Source organism: Shewanella algicola (assembly GCF_014648035.1).
In the GTDB taxonomy this organism is placed as follows: domain Bacteria; phylum Pseudomonadota; class Gammaproteobacteria; order Enterobacterales; family Shewanellaceae; genus Shewanella; species Shewanella algicola.
In genome coordinates this window covers 58,330-72,921 of record NZ_BMQI01000025.1, presented here as the reverse complement: position 1 = coordinate 72,921, position 14,592 = coordinate 58,330, and the positions used below count along the sequence as shown (strand labels likewise).

Annotated in this window: 15 protein-coding genes and 1 pseudogene; 13 read left to right on the top strand and 3 right to left on the bottom strand. The window is 41.1% G+C overall.

Annotation, left to right across the window (positions count from 1 at the left end; translation table 11 throughout):
* Positions 1-71: 71 nt before the first annotated feature.
* The 5 genes and pseudogenes from IEY42_RS22595 to IEY42_RS12205 all read left to right on the top strand — a co-directional run.
* A pseudogene (locus IEY42_RS22595) lies at positions 72-203 on the top strand (LysR family transcriptional regulator); the annotation flags it as partial.
* Positions 204-311: 108 nt separating this feature from the next.
* The gene (locus IEY42_RS12220; protein WP_268244271.1) at positions 312-926 is read left to right on the top strand and encodes a substrate-binding domain-containing protein; all 615 of its coding nucleotides are present in this window, start codon (positions 312-314) and stop codon (positions 924-926) included.
* A 622-nt stretch (positions 927-1,548) separates the two neighbouring features.
* On the top strand, positions 1,549-2,007 hold the full coding sequence (comJ, locus tag IEY42_RS12215; protein WP_188925490.1) for a competence protein ComJ: 459 nt from the start codon (positions 1,549-1,551) through the stop codon (positions 2,005-2,007).
* Positions 2,008-2,724: 717 nt separating this feature from the next.
* Entirely contained in the window at positions 2,725-2,979 is a 255-nt protein-coding gene (locus IEY42_RS22715; protein WP_188925489.1) for a type II toxin-antitoxin system HicA family toxin, read from the top strand.
* On the top strand, positions 2,976-3,317 hold the full coding sequence (locus tag IEY42_RS12205) for a type II toxin-antitoxin system HicB family antitoxin (RefSeq protein ID WP_188925488.1): 342 nt from the start codon (positions 2,976-2,978) through the stop codon (positions 3,315-3,317). Before IEY42_RS22715 ends, IEY42_RS12205 begins: the two co-directional genes overlap by 4 nt.
* 216 nt (positions 3,318-3,533) lie before the next feature.
* On the opposite strand, the gene IEY42_RS22375 is transcribed toward IEY42_RS12205, so the two are convergent.
* Positions 3,534-3,617: a DUF1731 domain-containing protein gene (locus IEY42_RS22375; protein WP_229780042.1), complete on the bottom strand. Its 84-nt coding sequence runs from the start codon at positions 3,615-3,617 to the stop codon at positions 3,534-3,536.
* Positions 3,618-4,715: 1,098 nt separating this feature from the next.
* On the opposite strand from IEY42_RS22375, the gene IEY42_RS12195 reads away from it, so the two are divergent.
* The gene (locus IEY42_RS12195) at positions 4,716-5,384 is read left to right on the top strand and encodes a Crp/Fnr family transcriptional regulator (protein WP_188925487.1); all 669 of its coding nucleotides are present in this window, start codon (positions 4,716-4,718) and stop codon (positions 5,382-5,384) included.
* A gap of 173 nt (positions 5,385-5,557) precedes the next feature.
* Positions 5,558-6,772, top strand: a complete 1,215-nt coding sequence (locus IEY42_RS12190; protein WP_188925486.1) for a 4Fe-4S binding protein — start codon at positions 5,558-5,560, stop codon at positions 6,770-6,772.
* Between the two features lie 169 nt (positions 6,773-6,941).
* Here the strand turns inward: IEY42_RS12190 and IEY42_RS12185 are convergent, their stop codons facing one another.
* Positions 6,942-7,832 carry a TIGR01777 family oxidoreductase gene (locus IEY42_RS12185; RefSeq protein WP_188925485.1) on the bottom strand — a complete coding sequence of 297 codons (891 nt, stop codon included), beginning with the start codon at positions 7,830-7,832 and terminating at the stop codon, positions 6,942-6,944.
* A gap of 84 nt (positions 7,833-7,916) precedes the next feature.
* Entirely contained in the window at positions 7,917-8,285 is a 369-nt protein-coding gene (folX, locus tag IEY42_RS12180) for a dihydroneopterin triphosphate 2'-epimerase (RefSeq protein WP_188925484.1), read from the bottom strand.
* 153 nt (positions 8,286-8,438) lie between these two features.
* On the opposite strand from folX, the gene IEY42_RS12175 reads away from it, so the two are divergent.
* The 6 genes from IEY42_RS12175 (at position 8,439) to IEY42_RS12150 (ending at position 14,583) form a co-directional block, all read left to right on the top strand.
* On the top strand, positions 8,439-9,587 hold the full coding sequence (locus IEY42_RS12175; protein ID WP_188925483.1) for an AI-2E family transporter: 1,149 nt from the start codon (positions 8,439-8,441) through the stop codon (positions 9,585-9,587).
* Positions 9,588-9,620: 33 nt separating this feature from the next.
* Positions 9,621-10,535 (top strand): class I SAM-dependent methyltransferase, encoded by a 915-nt coding sequence (locus tag IEY42_RS12170; RefSeq protein WP_188925482.1) that lies wholly within the window; start codon positions 9,621-9,623, stop codon positions 10,533-10,535.
* A gap of 611 nt (positions 10,536-11,146) precedes the next feature.
* Positions 11,147-11,305, top strand: coding sequence for a periplasmic nitrate reductase, NapE protein (locus IEY42_RS12165; protein WP_160053316.1), 159 nt, complete (start codon positions 11,147-11,149; stop codon positions 11,303-11,305).
* Between the two features lie 46 nt (positions 11,306-11,351).
* Positions 11,352-11,609: a chaperone NapD gene (locus IEY42_RS12160; protein ID WP_188920535.1), complete on the top strand. Its 258-nt coding sequence runs from the start codon at positions 11,352-11,354 to the stop codon at positions 11,607-11,609.
* A 2-nt stretch (positions 11,610-11,611) separates the two neighbouring features.
* Positions 11,612-14,101, top strand: coding sequence for a nitrate reductase catalytic subunit NapA (napA, locus tag IEY42_RS12155; RefSeq protein WP_188925481.1), 2,490 nt, complete (start codon positions 11,612-11,614; stop codon positions 14,099-14,101).
* 11 nt (positions 14,102-14,112) lie between these two features.
* Complete coding sequence (locus IEY42_RS12150) at positions 14,113-14,583, top strand: nitrate reductase cytochrome c-type subunit (RefSeq protein WP_188920533.1); 471 nt, start codon at positions 14,113-14,115, stop codon at positions 14,581-14,583.
* The last annotated feature ends 9 nt before the right edge of the window (positions 14,584-14,592 follow it).

Below are 14,592 nucleotides of genomic sequence, written 5' to 3'. Positions count from 1 at the left end.
GCTCAAGAACTTGAGCTGTTAGATAGCACTAATATCGTGTTTGCTTAACCAGATCTGAGGTTAAGTTAGTTGAAGTCGGGCACTTTACTCAGACGGCAGAACAACTGTTTATGACCCAACCCGGGGTAAGCCAACACATTAAAAAGTTGGAAGAGCAAGTGGGTGTGGCATTGTTATATCGAGTTGGAAAGCGTTTTGAGCTGACTGAAGCGGGCATTCAACTACACCAACAAGCCTTACTTTGGCAGCAACAGCAACAACAACTGTTATCACAACTGGCTGTTGATGATGTTTATGTTGGCGAGTGCCGAGTGGCATGTTCTGGCTCGCTGGCATTATTACTCTATCCGCATTTAATTGACTACCAACATCCGCACCAGCAATTACAAATCTCACTCGAAGCTGCACCTAATAAGCGCATCATTGACAATGTGTTAGCCAACCAGGTTGAGCTTGGCATTATCACCCAAGCGGTGCATATGGATGAGCTGCAACTCACACCTCTTGGGCAGCAAGCTTTATGTATTGTGATGCCGAAAAAGTATCAAGATACCATCATAAACTTTGAACAGTTAATGGCACTTGGCATGGTAGCGCATCCCGATGGTATGCATTATTGGCAACAAATTGTGAATCATTACTTTAATGACAAGCAAGCCATGGCACAGCAGGTGCCAATAAGAAGTTATGTTAACCAGCTGAATCAAATACTCGTGCCTGTTGCCAAAGGCTTAGCCTTTGCTGTGTTGCCACAATTTGCCGTAGACAGTTTTGCCCAACAAGCCCAAATATGCATTGCCAAGCTCGATGGTATAGATGATCCAAAGCAGGGCGTTAGTGAGCCATTATTTTTAATCAATAAAAAGCACCGCCCATTGGCAAAGCGTTACCAACCCATCATCGATATTATTCATAATTTGGTTTGAGTCTGTTTATGATTTTATTATTTAGGTGTTTTTAAGGCCATTGGGTTGGGAAGGCTCATTGTTGGCTCATTTTTGTCTTATTGGGTATTTAATCTATGGCCTACGACCACTAATATCGTAGTGCAAGTTGCTCTGGCCGCTGTTGCTGCATTACCCGAATGTCTCTTACAAACACAATGTACTTTACCGTTGCCAACAAGCATTTATTTGTACCCAAGCCACCTGTTGCTCATGTGAAAAAATCAAAAGCGTTAACGATACAATCAGCGTGAGTACTTTTATATGGGCCGTGCTGGTTTTATATAGGTGGTGCTGGTTTTATGTACAGTCATAATGTTTTTTCATTGTTTTATGAAAAAAAATGATTAAAAATCGTGCGTTAGTTGTAACAGTTGAGAAATACATAAATCATAATCATCTGATATTGTTCTCTTTAATTTTTGCTACCGTGCCATCGTATCTTACTTTATCTGCAAGCACGGTTTGCTTTTGTTTTTTAGTCACAATTAATTGCTTTACTTCAATAAGATAGCAAATGTAGGATGATATTAATCAATCACTTAAATGGCTGGGTTTAAATTTAATTGGCCGTTCAATAAGCTGTTAAGCCTCAAGAGAAGTCATGATCGGACAACACAGAATATTTGTAGATCACTATCAGTTTTATGTCTTTGACAGTGATACCGACCCTTATGAGGTAGATGAAGAGTGGTCTGATGAAGTGCTTAAAAAAGGATACCTTCAAGGTAAGAGCAGTATCCATGTTGTTACTGTCGGTGACTACAATGATCATGCTGTGACTATCCACAAAGGTTCTCCTAGTGAAGTACTGCCTGAAGGCGGTCATGATGCTATCACTGAAATTACAATTAATTCTGGCAAGGTAAAATTGTCATCACCAGCTTATGGCCATAATGATGAGCCAGAGTTTAATATTGGGTCTGGGGTTTATAAGCTAACCATAAGATCTCTAAATTCAGGTAAAGAAGACCCTGATGCAGTAGAAGATCTTGAAGACCAAGAATTTTTTAAACTGGAGCACTTAGAAAGGTATGAGCTTTATTTCGAGCCAAAGGCTTAACAAGTCAAAGCACTCGGACTTGGCAAAGCTGTCACCTTTTTTGTTCCAAAAAAGCCGCCAACTTCACCAAGCAGGTGTTTTAGGCGTTAGCAGCCAAGTTTAGGGATTTAAGTTAAGTATGATGTTAGAACCTTCAAGCGGTACCTACTTCGTAAGTAATGTGGAGTCCATCAACGCTAGTTTCAATTTAATTGGCTTAATAATCGCTGGCGCGTTGTTGCGATTTTTAAATTCACACCTTTGCTACAGTCACTCTCAGCTCTAACCAAATTAAAATCTAAACATATCGCAGTTATTGTGGTGAGCATATTTATGATTGTTTTTACCACAGGACTTTTTAACGGATTGGATATTTATCACGTCCAAACTACTATTTTGGCTAATAAGGCTCAGGTCATATCGGGCTGTATAACCAACCACAAAATTGTACAAGGTAATAGTAGAGAAGAAACTTTTATCTTATCAGGGGTAAAATTCACGTATAACGATTACGCTACCGAGAGATACTTTTATGCTAATCGAGAACACGATACGTACATAAAAAACGGACAGTGCGTGACTATTGTTTATCTTTCTAAGCAAGGAAACGGGATTTTAAAAATTGACAAGGTTTGAATGGTATTGGCACTAACAAATAACAATTAGTATGGCCACCCACGATAGTCTTGGTATAACCTGAAACTTGTTTTGATATCAAATTATGATATCATCTTCTTTATGAATTCAAAACAAAAACGCACTTTGATAGCGATATATACAGATCCAGTGTCTGCTTCTTTAGTATGGAAGGATATTGAGTCTCTGTTTGTATGTATAGGTGCTGAGGTGATTGAGGGAAATGGCTCGCGTGTTAGGTTCCATAAAAACGGCGTCATTGCTTCTTTCCATCGACCGCATCCAAAGAAAGAAGCAAAACCATATCAAGTCAAAGATGCGCGATCCTTTCTAAAACAGCTAGGAGTAGAACCATGAGTAATTCAATGGTGTATCAAGGTTATGCTGCTCGTATAGAGTTTAGCTCAGAAGATGAGTGTTTTATTGGACATATAGCAGGTATAAAAGACGTTGTTGGGTTTCATGGTGAAACTGTTTCTGAACTAAAAACAGCATTTGAAGAAGCAGTCAATGACTATTTAGAAGCGTGTAAAAAGATTGGTAAAACACCTCAAAAACCTTATTCAGGAAAATTAATGCTACGTATTCGTCCTGAAATTCACGCCGCTGTTGCAACCGCAGCAGAGCTGAGTGGTCAGAGTATAAATCAGTGGGCGGCAGAGGCTCTCAATAGAGAAGCTAATTTGTTAACTTAATCGGGCTATCGGAGGTTTCTAGCCTCCTTCTGGCTTGTGTGAGCAAAGCACCACAACATTGGTGACTGCAAGCCAAAACGACAAAGCTTAAAGTGACAACTCAAATTACCGCTATACCACCGTCCAGCATTTACTCACTGCACTCCCTATCCCAAACTCAATCCAAAACTCAATCCAAACCCCATTTAACTCGCCAGGCTTTGACTCATCACGCTTTTAACTCACCACATCAATAAGTGCAGCTTCAATATCGGTATAGTTGAACTCATAACCGGCTTTGAGCGCATTGGTGGATTGCATAAATTGGCCTTCGATGAGTAAATGAGTAACTGTGACATTTCATCCATAACCAGTCTCAGTGCTAACTGTGGTGTGGTGATAATCGCCGGGCGATTAAGCACTTTGCCTAATGTTTGTGAAAACACCTTATTGCTTAACGGATTAGGCGTATTCAAATAATGATTGGCTTGGTTTTCTGCTTGGTTTTCTGCTTGGTTTTCGCGCACTGATTCGTTGTATCGGGTTTGCCAGCTTCGCAGGGCAAATAAAACATCACGATGTGTCATATTTTTTCTGAATTCAATGAAGTTCTCAACTGTGCGTTACGTCATAAAAATACGAATTCATATTTATTGCTTTAAAACTGCGTATATACATACGGTTTTCTTTTAAAAAACAAGGCCAAAATCATCTTACCGTTTATTTTCAACTAGTTATTTGTGCCTCAAAAAATTTTGCTGACAGTAAAACAGTGTGAAATGGCTTCTTTTATCGCGCGAATCGTTAATGCAAAGCGATGTAACGAAATTTAATGATGCTCTACTGTCAGCAAGGCGACAGATCGAACTTCCCATCTGAATTAAATTTGGCCCGAATCATATTCGCTCTCGAACAATTACAACGGCTAATGACATGCTTAATCATTCGATTTTAATGTCGGTTGAGGTGCTGTTTTCACTACTTGGCGAGATCTGGACATTAAAGAATGTTCAATGTTTTAAAAACGATTATCTTAAAATTATTACCTATAGAGATGGTTAACCTGAACGCATGAAATGGTACGTACCAAATTATCAAACTTAGGATTGCATAACTCGTGATGATGAGGGGCAAGGTGTCAAGTGTATCTTTGATTGCTAGTAGCATTGTTCGATGTATTTTTGTACAAAAAATAGGATTGTATGTTTAATCGCTAACTTATTGATATCAGGTCTGAATGTTTCAAAATAAGCGCTTAACGCTGAGTAGGTATCAGGTTAACATTCACGATGAGGCACGCGTTACTTAAGGTGTTTAGTCCTGTGAATCAACAGCTTAATAGTTATTGATAAATAACATAAAATCGTTAATTAGACCGTTAACAGCAATTTCTATCGTAAATATTATGGAGAGCGCGACATGCAATCAAAAATGAGAATGTCACGAATAAATATCATTGAGAAACTGAGAGAACCTCAATACGAAGGGTTTCTGGATGAATTCAGATGTAAAAGCTTTCCTAAAGGACAACTCTTTAGCATCCCGAGTATGGGAAACAATGACGTATTTATTGTGCATTCAGGCCGGGTACGCGTTTACCTTTCTTATGAAGGGCGTGAGTTTACCCTTTGTTTTCTTGAGCCTGGCGACATATTCAGCACACATACTCGGGCATTTTTGGAGACATGCAAGGATTCAACCTTGATGCTTGTTGGGGCTGATATTTTTCGCGATAAAATCGCGAAATTTCCTGAATTATCAATCGTGATGACAGGCATTTTAGGTGAAGCATTAGGCAGTACGTTAGATCTCATCGAGGGGCTAATATTTCATGATGCGAGGTATCGATTAATCGAGTTTGTACTGTCATGGGGACAAACATCGGGTGAACAAACGTCAGAAGGACTCCGATTTGAATGCGATTTAAGTATGGAAGATATTTCACTACTGATTGGGACGACACGCCAAACAACCTCTTCACTGATGAATAACCTCATTCGCAATGGGTACTTACATAGAGATGGAAGAAAACATTTTATTATCAGTAGATTAGATGACCTAAAAAAATTATTAGAGAGTAACACGTAACATAAGCCGAACTGAATAAACTGCAACTTATTTTTTATCACCAGCGACTTGACTGCAGACTCATGGCAACAAGACACAAAATGGCAACTATAACAGAGTGTTGTGGTTGACATTGCCTTTAGGCAGAACCTTTATCCATTATTGACAGCAACAAAACAATATAGGGAACCTCTATGAGTACAATTGAATCAATCACTTTAATGCTAGCACTAGTGTATAGCACTAGCTTACTGTACTGGGGTGGCAAAAAATGGGGCGCATTGGTCAGCGGGGCATTATTGCTCGGTGCGACTATCGCCAGTTTTTTCTGGCCGTTATTACTTATTTTGTTGGGCGCTGTAGTTGTTGTCACCATACTCGGTCAATACCAACCCGCCTTTGCTAATGCTGAAGGCAGACCAAATAAAATACGCGAGATTTGCCAACATTTTTTCGCCCTTTCCATGTTACTAGTCGGTGTGCAATATGCCATTAATGCAGCAATGCTATATGCAGGCGAAACCCCATGGTTAATGCGTCCTGATGTGGGTGATGCCTTTTTACCTATTGCTGGTGGTATTGAACTTAAAGCCATCTTAACGTTAGACTTGTGGGATCAAAATCATCCAGCAGCAGTGGTGATGTTGTGTGTGGTGTTATTAACAGGGCTTATTTGCAAACGCGCTTTTTGTGGTTGGGCTTGTCCATTAGGCTTAGCAGGTGAATATCTTTATAAACTCAGAAAGCGTTTTATCTCTGCTGAACTTCTGCCTCCAGCATGGTTAGACTGGCCACTGAGAATGCTTAAATACTTATTATTAGCCGCACTTATGTATTTGGTTATTTCAATGCCAACTGCAACGCTTCCTCATTACTTGACAGGCAATTACCACAAAGTCGCTGACTTAAAAATGGCTGTGTTTTTTATGATGCCATCAATGGTTGCCTTGATCGGGTTCAGCATCATCTTTGCGTTAGCAGCATGGCGTCGTCAAGGGTTCTGTCGCTACATTTGCCCTTACGGTGCGATGTTAGGGATAGTGAGCTTTGCTAGCCCGTTTAAAATTCGCCGGAGTACACAACATTGTTTAATTGAAACTAAAGGCATGAGTTGTGATAAATGTACCCGAGCTTGCCCTGCTAATATATCGGTTCATACTCAAAAAAATATCCACTCAGACGAATGCCAAGCCTGTATGCGTTGTATGTCAGCTTGCCCTAAAAAAGAGGCTCTGCAATTTAGCACCCGTAATGGCATTAAACTTTCTGCAAGAGGATTGATGATCTTACTGTTTACGCTGATGTTTATGGTGCCGTTATTTGCCTATGTAAGTGGTTACTGGCAAAGCCAAACTCCTCAAGATATAAAGATGGAACTGATACAAAAGCTGGATCGTATCGGTCATTAGTTTTAACTTCTGCTTTATCTATCTCTTAACGGTTTGATAAACCAGTTGAAATCTCTAACTGGCTTATTTAATCGTTAAGGGGCTTTGTTAAACATCATTTCGTCTTTTTATTTAACACTGCACTCTCTGTCCAAAACTTAATCCAAAACCCATTTAACTCGCCACGCTTTTAACTCACCACATCAGTAAGTGCAGCTTCTATATCGGTATAGTTGAACTCATAACCAGCTTTGATCGCATTGGTGGGCAGTACAAATTGGCCCTCAATAAGTAACTGTGACATTTCACCCATAGCCAGTCTCAATGCTAATGGTGGCGTGGTGATAATCGCCGGGCGGTTAAGCACTTTGCCTAATGTTTGTGAAAATAATTTATTACTTACCGGATTTGGTGCAGTAGCATTGAACACGCCTTGCAAAGGCGGGTGCTCAAGTAAATAGTTAATTAAGCCCACCAAGTCGCTGATGTGGATCCAGCTCATGCCTTGATCGCCTTTACCGATGGGGCCACCGACTCCGAGCTTAAACGGTGGTAACATTTTGGCTAACGCGCCGCCATTTTTACCCAATACAATCCCTATGCGAGTAATGCACACGCGGGTTTGTTGCGATTGTGCTTGCAGGGCGAGGTCTTCCCATTTTTGGCAAATATCGTGGCCAAATTCGGCGTGAAACCCGCTTTTTTCATCAACAGGCGTTGAACTTTGAGCACCGTAATAGCCTATTGCTGAGCCGCTAATAAAGGTGTGAGGCGGGTTGCTGCTGTTGCGGATAAGTTGGCTAAGAGCGGCGGTAATATCCCAGCGGCTGTTGCAAATAAGCAGCTTTTGTTTAGCAGACCAACGTTTTGCGACTATAGGTTCGCCAGCTAAATTGATCACCGCATCAATGTCGTTGAGGTCGGTTTTGTTAGCCAGGCTTGACCAGTATTGATGTTGATCGCCCAATTTGGCTTTTGCGGCACTAATATTGCGGCTTAATATCACCAATTGATGCTGTGTGAGTGAGCCCACTAACTGTTGGCCTACAAAGCCGGTGGCGCCAGTGATTAATATTTTCATATCACCCCCAATATAGTATGCCGAAAGAACTCAATTATACGGCCGTTAACATCAAAATGATCACCCGCTAATACCGTTACTGGCTTATTGCGGTTTTTGGTAACACAACTCCATTGATACCGAGTCGGCAAAGCGCAGTGCGTGCGGTTTGTCTATTTCGACACTGGCAAACTCAACCCAATCATGTTCGCTGGCAATGACCAATGTTTGGTTGGTAAGATTTTCCAATAACGAAAAACGATTATTTTCAATCAAGGCAATGATTTTTTTAGTAATGGTGCGATAATTCAACGCATCAGCAACATTGTTGCTATTACGGGCCTTATCAGCACAATAATGAATAACCACATTGACGATAATATCTTGTTGATTATTGATTTCGTCTTCTTTAATGCCGATATAAGTACGTAAGCGTAAGTTTTTAATGCGTATAATAGCGGTTTCTGGTTTCATATTATTTGTGTCATTCCCTTAATGTGATTCACTGCTAATATCAACAAACTGATACAGTAGAACAATAAATTTAACTTAATTAGCAACACGTTACTGAGTTTAGCTTAGCATAATCAATCATTTTAAAAAGTAGCAATAAGGATTTTTTACTCTATGAAAGGAATACAGCAATCAACGATGACTGTACGCAGTTTTGTGGTTATGGCGTGTGTAGTGATTATTTTAGCGGGGATTAAAACCGCCAGCCCTATTGTGGTGCCTTTTGTATTGTCGGCTTTTTTAGCGGTAATTTGTAATCCAGCCATTGTGCTTATGTCTAAGTATCGGATCCCTAAATGGTTATCGATTATTTTATTGATGACATTTATCGTGCTAATGGGGTTGTGGTTAGCCAGTTTAGTGGGCAGTTCAATTAATGAATTCTCAAAACAGATGCCTGTGTATCGTCAACAATTAATTGAACAATTTGCATGGATTATTGAAAAGCTACAAAGCTTTAATATTCAAATATCTAAGCAAAAAGTACTCGATTATTTTGACCCTGGTATGGCGTTATCAATGACCACCAACATGCTGTCGGGTGTGGGTAATGTGATGGCGAATTTGTTTCTGATTATTTTGACCATTGTGTTTATGTTATTTGAAGCGCAATCAATGCCTAAAAAGTTCCATTTAGCGTTAGACGACCCAGACATGCGCTTACAGCAAATCGACAAGTTTTTACACTCTGTAAATCAATACATGGTGATTAAAACCTTAGTAAGCTTAGCCACCGCAGGGGTGATTGGAATAGGCTTGAGCATCATCGGTGTCGACTATGCGTTGTTGTGGGCGGTGATTGCTTTCTTATTTAATTATATTCCTAATATTGGTTCTATTATTGCGGCAATACCTGCCGTATTGTTAGCGTTTATTCAAATAGGGCCTGGTGCAGCAGGTATTACCGGGCTGTTATATGTAGGTACCAATATGGTGATGGGCAACGTGGTTGAGCCTCGCTTTATGGGCCGCGGACTTGGTTTGTCTACCTTAGTGGTATTTTTGTCATTGATTTTTTGGGGCTGGCTGTTGGGGTCGGTAGGCATGTTATTGTCGGTGCCATTAACGATGATTGTGAAAATTGCGCTTGAATCAAGCGAGTCGGGCGGATGGTTGTCGATATTGCTCTCAGATGATGTTGAAGATATCGTTAATCAACCTGAAAGTGTAGAGCAAGTTGTTGCCAACTCAGCCGATGAGGCAACACAACACACAAATGAGAGCCTAGTTAATACTGACGATGAACAATCCAAACCATCATAAATTGATGAGTAAATTGAGTAAGTAAGAGAGAGTATGAAGCGTTTTTTACAAGTGTTACCCAGTTTGACTGTTGGCGAAGATGTTTGCCGTTTATTTCATGGCCGTGGCGGTTTGTTCGCTGGCGATGAGCATCTTTGTTTAGACTGGTATAAACCGGTATTACTGCTCACTAGCTTTAAAATGTTAGACGATGAGCAACGTGATGAATTGGTGGGTGCCATTGTGGCTTTTTGGCAATCTACCTACCCAAATCAGCCGCTGAATTTAGTTTACCAATATCGTCATGGTGGCCAAACCTTTAGCGACTTATTATACGGTGAAGTGCCTGAGCAACACGTAGTGACTGAAAACGGTGCTCGCTTTTTGGTGCATTTACTGCGTGGCCAAAATCATGGCCTATTTTTAGACATGGCCAATGGCCGTGCATGGGTTAAACAACATACCAAGCATAAAAAAGTGCTTAATTTGTTTGCTTACACGTGTGGGTTTTCGGTGGCAGCCTTGCAAGGTGGCGCCGATGAAGTGGTCAACATGGACATGAGCAAAGGCGCGTTAAGTATTGGTAAGCAAAACCATTTACTCAATGATTTACCTGTTGGAGCCCGTTATTTAGGCCATGATATTTTTAAGTCCTGGGGCAAGCTAACAAAGTTAAGGCCTTATGATTTAATTGTGGCAGATCCACCGAGCAACCAACGTGGCAGTTTTGTGGCCACCAAAGATTATGAGCGTTTGTTAAAACGTTTGCCAGACTTGTTAGCGCCGCAAGGGGAAGTATTATTATGTCTTAATGCGCCGGAGCTTGGATGTGATTTTTTAATGAAGCAAGTGGCCAATACCGCACCGCAATTGACCTATGTTGAGCGCATTGACAATCCAAGTGTATTTGCTGACATCGATGAGCAAAAATCACTCAAAGTATTGCGTTATCGCTTGAGTTCACTTTAAAGCAAGCATAATGAGATAAAGCCGACCTCCACAAAGGGTCGGTTTTTTTATGGGCGTTTGTCTACTACACTTAATAAACACCTTAAGAGTAAGGTTGTTTAACCGTTGATGCAAGGCACTGCAAAACAGGAATCACAAGACCGAGTGTTTGCTAGTTAAATTGCAAAAAAATGCAGTTAGCAACATTAACGAATACAACCGACATGTCTAACATAAAACATTTATTTTTTGGCAGCGGCTCCTAAATATATTTATATTGCTAGGTCATAATCCAGCCGCCTAGTTTAACATGTTTATATTTCGAACAAATTTCAATATAAAACGTTCTGCAAGTTCTATTATTGACAGTAAAAATACACTTATTTTAGCAAAAGGTGATATTGATCGGGTTATCGCTAAATAACCCTTTATTTAATCGGTATTTATGGTTAAGAACCCTGATCTAGCCAGCGATTTGGTTAATTTGATGATCTAGATCATATAAGCCTTAGTTTACCAATTTGTGAGTATATAGTTTGTTAATTGATAAACGCTAAAATTCACACGAGTCCTAATTAAGAAACAACACATATTTTATATGAGTTGTTTTATCCCCCACTACTGGAGGGTCTATGAGTAAAGATACTACCAATTTGAAAGGCTTAGAGCTGAAAATCTTCATCTTTTTGACTGTGTTTTTAGCACCCATTTTATCAGTGTTACTGGTTAGTGCACTGGGCTTTAGTATTTGGTTTAGCCAAATTTTAACAGGGCCTCCAGGCGCTGGTTAATCCATCCATAAAATTAATAAAAACATTAAAAAATGAGAGCGATGCAATGAACAGTGAACTTCACGTAACCAGCCTAATTGTCCAAGTACAACCTGAGCAAATGGCTGAAGTAAGACAGAAAATAATGGCCATAAAAAATGCCGAGTTGTCAGCCAATAATGACGTTAAGTTAGTTGTTGTCGTTGAAGGAACAAGCCAAAAATCATTAATGGATGATATCTCAACGATTAATGCCATACCCGGTGTGTTGTCGGCCACCATGGTATATCACCAAAGTGAAGAGCTTGAAGAAGGTGAAAAATGAAAATGAATAGACGCGATTTTATGAAAGCCAACGCCGCTATGGCTGCGGCAAGTGTTGCTGGTTTGGCTTTACCAACCAGTGCAACAAACCTCATTACCAGCTCTGAGCAAAACAAACTTGAATGGAACAAAGCGCCTTGCCGTTTTTGTGGTACTGGCTGTTCTGTTATTGTTGCTACCCGCGACGGTAAAGTGGTTGCTACCCATGGTGACGCAAAAAGTGAAGTTAACCGCGGCTTAAACTGCATTAAAGGTTACTTCCTTTCTAAAATTATGTACGGTCGCGACCGCCTGCAAACGCCTATGTTACGTATGACCGATGGTAAATACGATAAACACGGTGAGTTTACTCCAATTAGCTGGGAAAAAGCCTTCGACACGATGGCTGAACGCTGGAAAGCGACCATTAAAGCTAAAGGACCCACTGCGGTAGGTATGTTTGGTTCTGGCCAGTGGACTGTATTTGAAGGCTATGCCGCAGTTAAGTTAATGAAAGCGGGCTTTGGTTCAAACAATATCGACCCTAATGCTCGTCATTGTATGGCATCTGCGGTAGGTGGCTTTATGCGTACCTTTGGTATCGATGAGCCAATGGGTTGTTATGATGATATGGAAGCGGCTGATGCATTTGTGCTTTGGGGCTCAAATATGGCCGAAATGCACCCCATTTTATGGACTCGCGTTACCGACCGTCGTTTAAGTGCGCAACACGTCAAAGTGGCTGTGTTATCTACCTTTGAGCACCGCTCATTTGACTTGGCTGACTTACCGATAGTATTTACACCGCAAACTGACTTAGCCATCCTTAACTTCATTGCTAATTACATTATCCAAAATGGTAAGGTCAACGAAGACTTTATTAGCAAGCACGTTAACTTCCGTAAAGGCACCACTGACATTGGTTATGGTTTACGTCCAACGCATCCATTAGAAATGAAAGCCAAAAACGTGGCAACAGCGGGCGACTCAGCGCCAATCGACTTTGATGAATTTGCTAAATTTGTTGCCGACTACGATGTTGAATCAGTCAGTAAATTATCAGGTGTACCTGAGCACAAATTGATTGAATTAGCTGAATTGTATGCTGACCCTAATCGTAAAGTGACCTCATTCTGGACCATGGGCTTTAACCAACATACTCGTGGTGTGTGGTGTAATAACCTTATTTATAACATTCACTTACTTGTGGGTAAAATTTCTACGCCAGGTAACAGCCCATTCTCGTTAACCGGTCAACCATCGGCTTGTGGTACTGCTCGTGAAGTCGGTACATTCTCGCATCGTTTACCTGCCGATATGGTTGTCACAAACCCTGAACACAGAAAACACGCTGAACACATTTGGCACATCCCAAGCGGCATCATTCCTGCCAAGCCTGGCTACCATGCTGTTGAGCAAAACCGTCGTTTAAAAGATGGCGATTTGAACTGTTATTGGGTGCAAGTGAACAACAACATGCAAGCTGGCCCTAACATTAACGAAGAAGGTTTACCGGGTTACCGCAATCCTGAAAACTTTATCGTAGTGTCAGATGCTTACCCAACAGTGACCACTCAAGCTGCTGACTTAATTTTACCGACAGCCATGTGGGTAGAAAAAGAAGGTGCATACGGTAACGCCGAGCGTCGTACTCAATTTTGGCACCAAATGGTTAAGGCACCCGGTGAGTCAAAGTCAGACCTTTGGCAGCTAATGGAGTTCTCTAAGCGCTTTACCACTGATGAAGTGTGGCCTGCTGAAGTATTAGCGGCTAACCCGCAATTTAAAGGTAAAACCTTGTTTGAAGTGCTTTACCAAAATGGCAATGTTGAGAAATTCCCATTAAGCGATGCTGATCCTAAATACTTAAATGATGAAGCGAAGCACTTTGGTTTTTATGTGCAAAAAGGCTTGTTTGAAGAATACGCTACCTTTGGTCGCGGCCATGGCCACGATTTAGCAGACTTCGATGTTTACCACAAAGAGCACGGTTTACGTTGGCCTGTAGTGAATGGTAAAGAAACCAAATGGCGCTTCCGCGAAGGGTCGGATCCTTATGTCAAACCTGGTAAAGGTTTTGAGTTTTATGGTAAGCCAGACGGTCGTGCGGTAATTTTTGCATTACCTTATGAGCCAGCAGCTGAAGAGCCGGATGAAGAATACGATATCTGGTTATCGACAGGCCGTGTACTTGAGCATTGGCATTCAGGTTCAATGACGCAACGTGTGCCTGAACTGTATAAAGCTTTCCCAGATGCTGTGTGTTTTATGCACCCAGAAGATGCTAAAAAACGTGGTTTACGCCGTGGTGATGAAATCCGAGTTATTTCTCGTCGTGGTGAGATTAAAACCCGTGTTGAAACCCGTGGTCGCAACAAACCGCCTGTCGGCTTAGTGTTTGTACCTTGGTTTGATGCCAGCCAGCTCATTAATAAAGTGACGTTAGATGCGACAGATCCTTTGTCAAAACAAACCGACTTTAAGAAATGTGCCATTAAGATTGTAAAGGCTTAAGGAGACAGACCATGAAAACAGGTAAATTATTATCGATTATCGCGTTACTCGGCTTCTCTGTTAGCGTTATGGCGACCAGCGTACCTGAAGAAAAAATCGACACATTGCGTTTAGCACCCATTAACGTAGAACCGACTCCGCCAGCCATGCAAGCGGTGATCAATACTGACGTTAAACAGGTGCGTAATTACCCAATGCAACCACCGGTTATTCCACATAAGATTGACGGTTATCAGATTGATCTTAAAGTGAATAAGTGTGTTCAATGCCATGCTCGTACCAGCACCGGCCACACACAAGCACCTATGGTTAGCGTGACGCACTATATGGACCGCGACAATAATTTCTTAGCGGATTTGTCGCCTCGTCGTTATTTTTGTACCCAGTGTCATGCACCGCAATTGGATGCGAAATTGTTAGTTGAAAATGACTTCGTTGACATTGATCACTTAATTAAAGCGAAAGCCGCGGTTAAGCACTAGGAGTCAATA

What these genes read in the sequence shown, in the direction of transcription:
- comJ (WP_188925490.1), top strand. Translation starts at nt 1,549, where the DNA reads ATGATCGGACAACACAGAATATTTGTAGATCACTATCAGTTTTATGTC.
- IEY42_RS22715 (WP_188925489.1), top strand. Translation starts at nt 2,725, where the DNA reads ATGAATTCAAAACAAAAACGCACTTTGATAGCGATATATACAGATCCA.
- IEY42_RS12205 (WP_188925488.1), top strand. Translation starts at nt 2,976, where the DNA reads ATGAGTAATTCAATGGTGTATCAAGGTTATGCTGCTCGTATAGAGTTT.
- IEY42_RS22375 (WP_229780042.1), bottom strand. Translation starts at nt 3,617, where the DNA reads ATGCAATCCACCAATGCGCTCAAAGCCGGTTATGAGTTCAACTATACC.
- IEY42_RS12195 (WP_188925487.1), top strand. Translation starts at nt 4,716, where the DNA reads ATGCAATCAAAAATGAGAATGTCACGAATAAATATCATTGAGAAACTG.
- IEY42_RS12190 (WP_188925486.1), top strand. Translation starts at nt 5,558, where the DNA reads ATGAGTACAATTGAATCAATCACTTTAATGCTAGCACTAGTGTATAGC.
- IEY42_RS12185 (WP_188925485.1), bottom strand. Translation starts at nt 7,832, where the DNA reads ATGAAAATATTAATCACTGGCGCCACCGGCTTTGTAGGCCAACAGTTA.
- folX (WP_188925484.1), bottom strand. Translation starts at nt 8,285, where the DNA reads ATGAAACCAGAAACCGCTATTATACGCATTAAAAACTTACGCTTACGT.
- IEY42_RS12175 (WP_188925483.1), top strand. Translation starts at nt 8,439, where the DNA reads ATGAAAGGAATACAGCAATCAACGATGACTGTACGCAGTTTTGTGGTT.
- IEY42_RS12170 (WP_188925482.1), top strand. Translation starts at nt 9,621, where the DNA reads ATGAAGCGTTTTTTACAAGTGTTACCCAGTTTGACTGTTGGCGAAGAT.
- IEY42_RS12165 (WP_160053316.1), top strand. Translation starts at nt 11,147, where the DNA reads ATGAGTAAAGATACTACCAATTTGAAAGGCTTAGAGCTGAAAATCTTC.
- IEY42_RS12160 (WP_188920535.1), top strand. Translation starts at nt 11,352, where the DNA reads ATGAACAGTGAACTTCACGTAACCAGCCTAATTGTCCAAGTACAACCT.
- napA (WP_188925481.1), top strand. Translation starts at nt 11,612, where the DNA reads ATGAATAGACGCGATTTTATGAAAGCCAACGCCGCTATGGCTGCGGCA.
- IEY42_RS12150 (WP_188920533.1), top strand. Translation starts at nt 14,113, where the DNA reads ATGAAAACAGGTAAATTATTATCGATTATCGCGTTACTCGGCTTCTCT.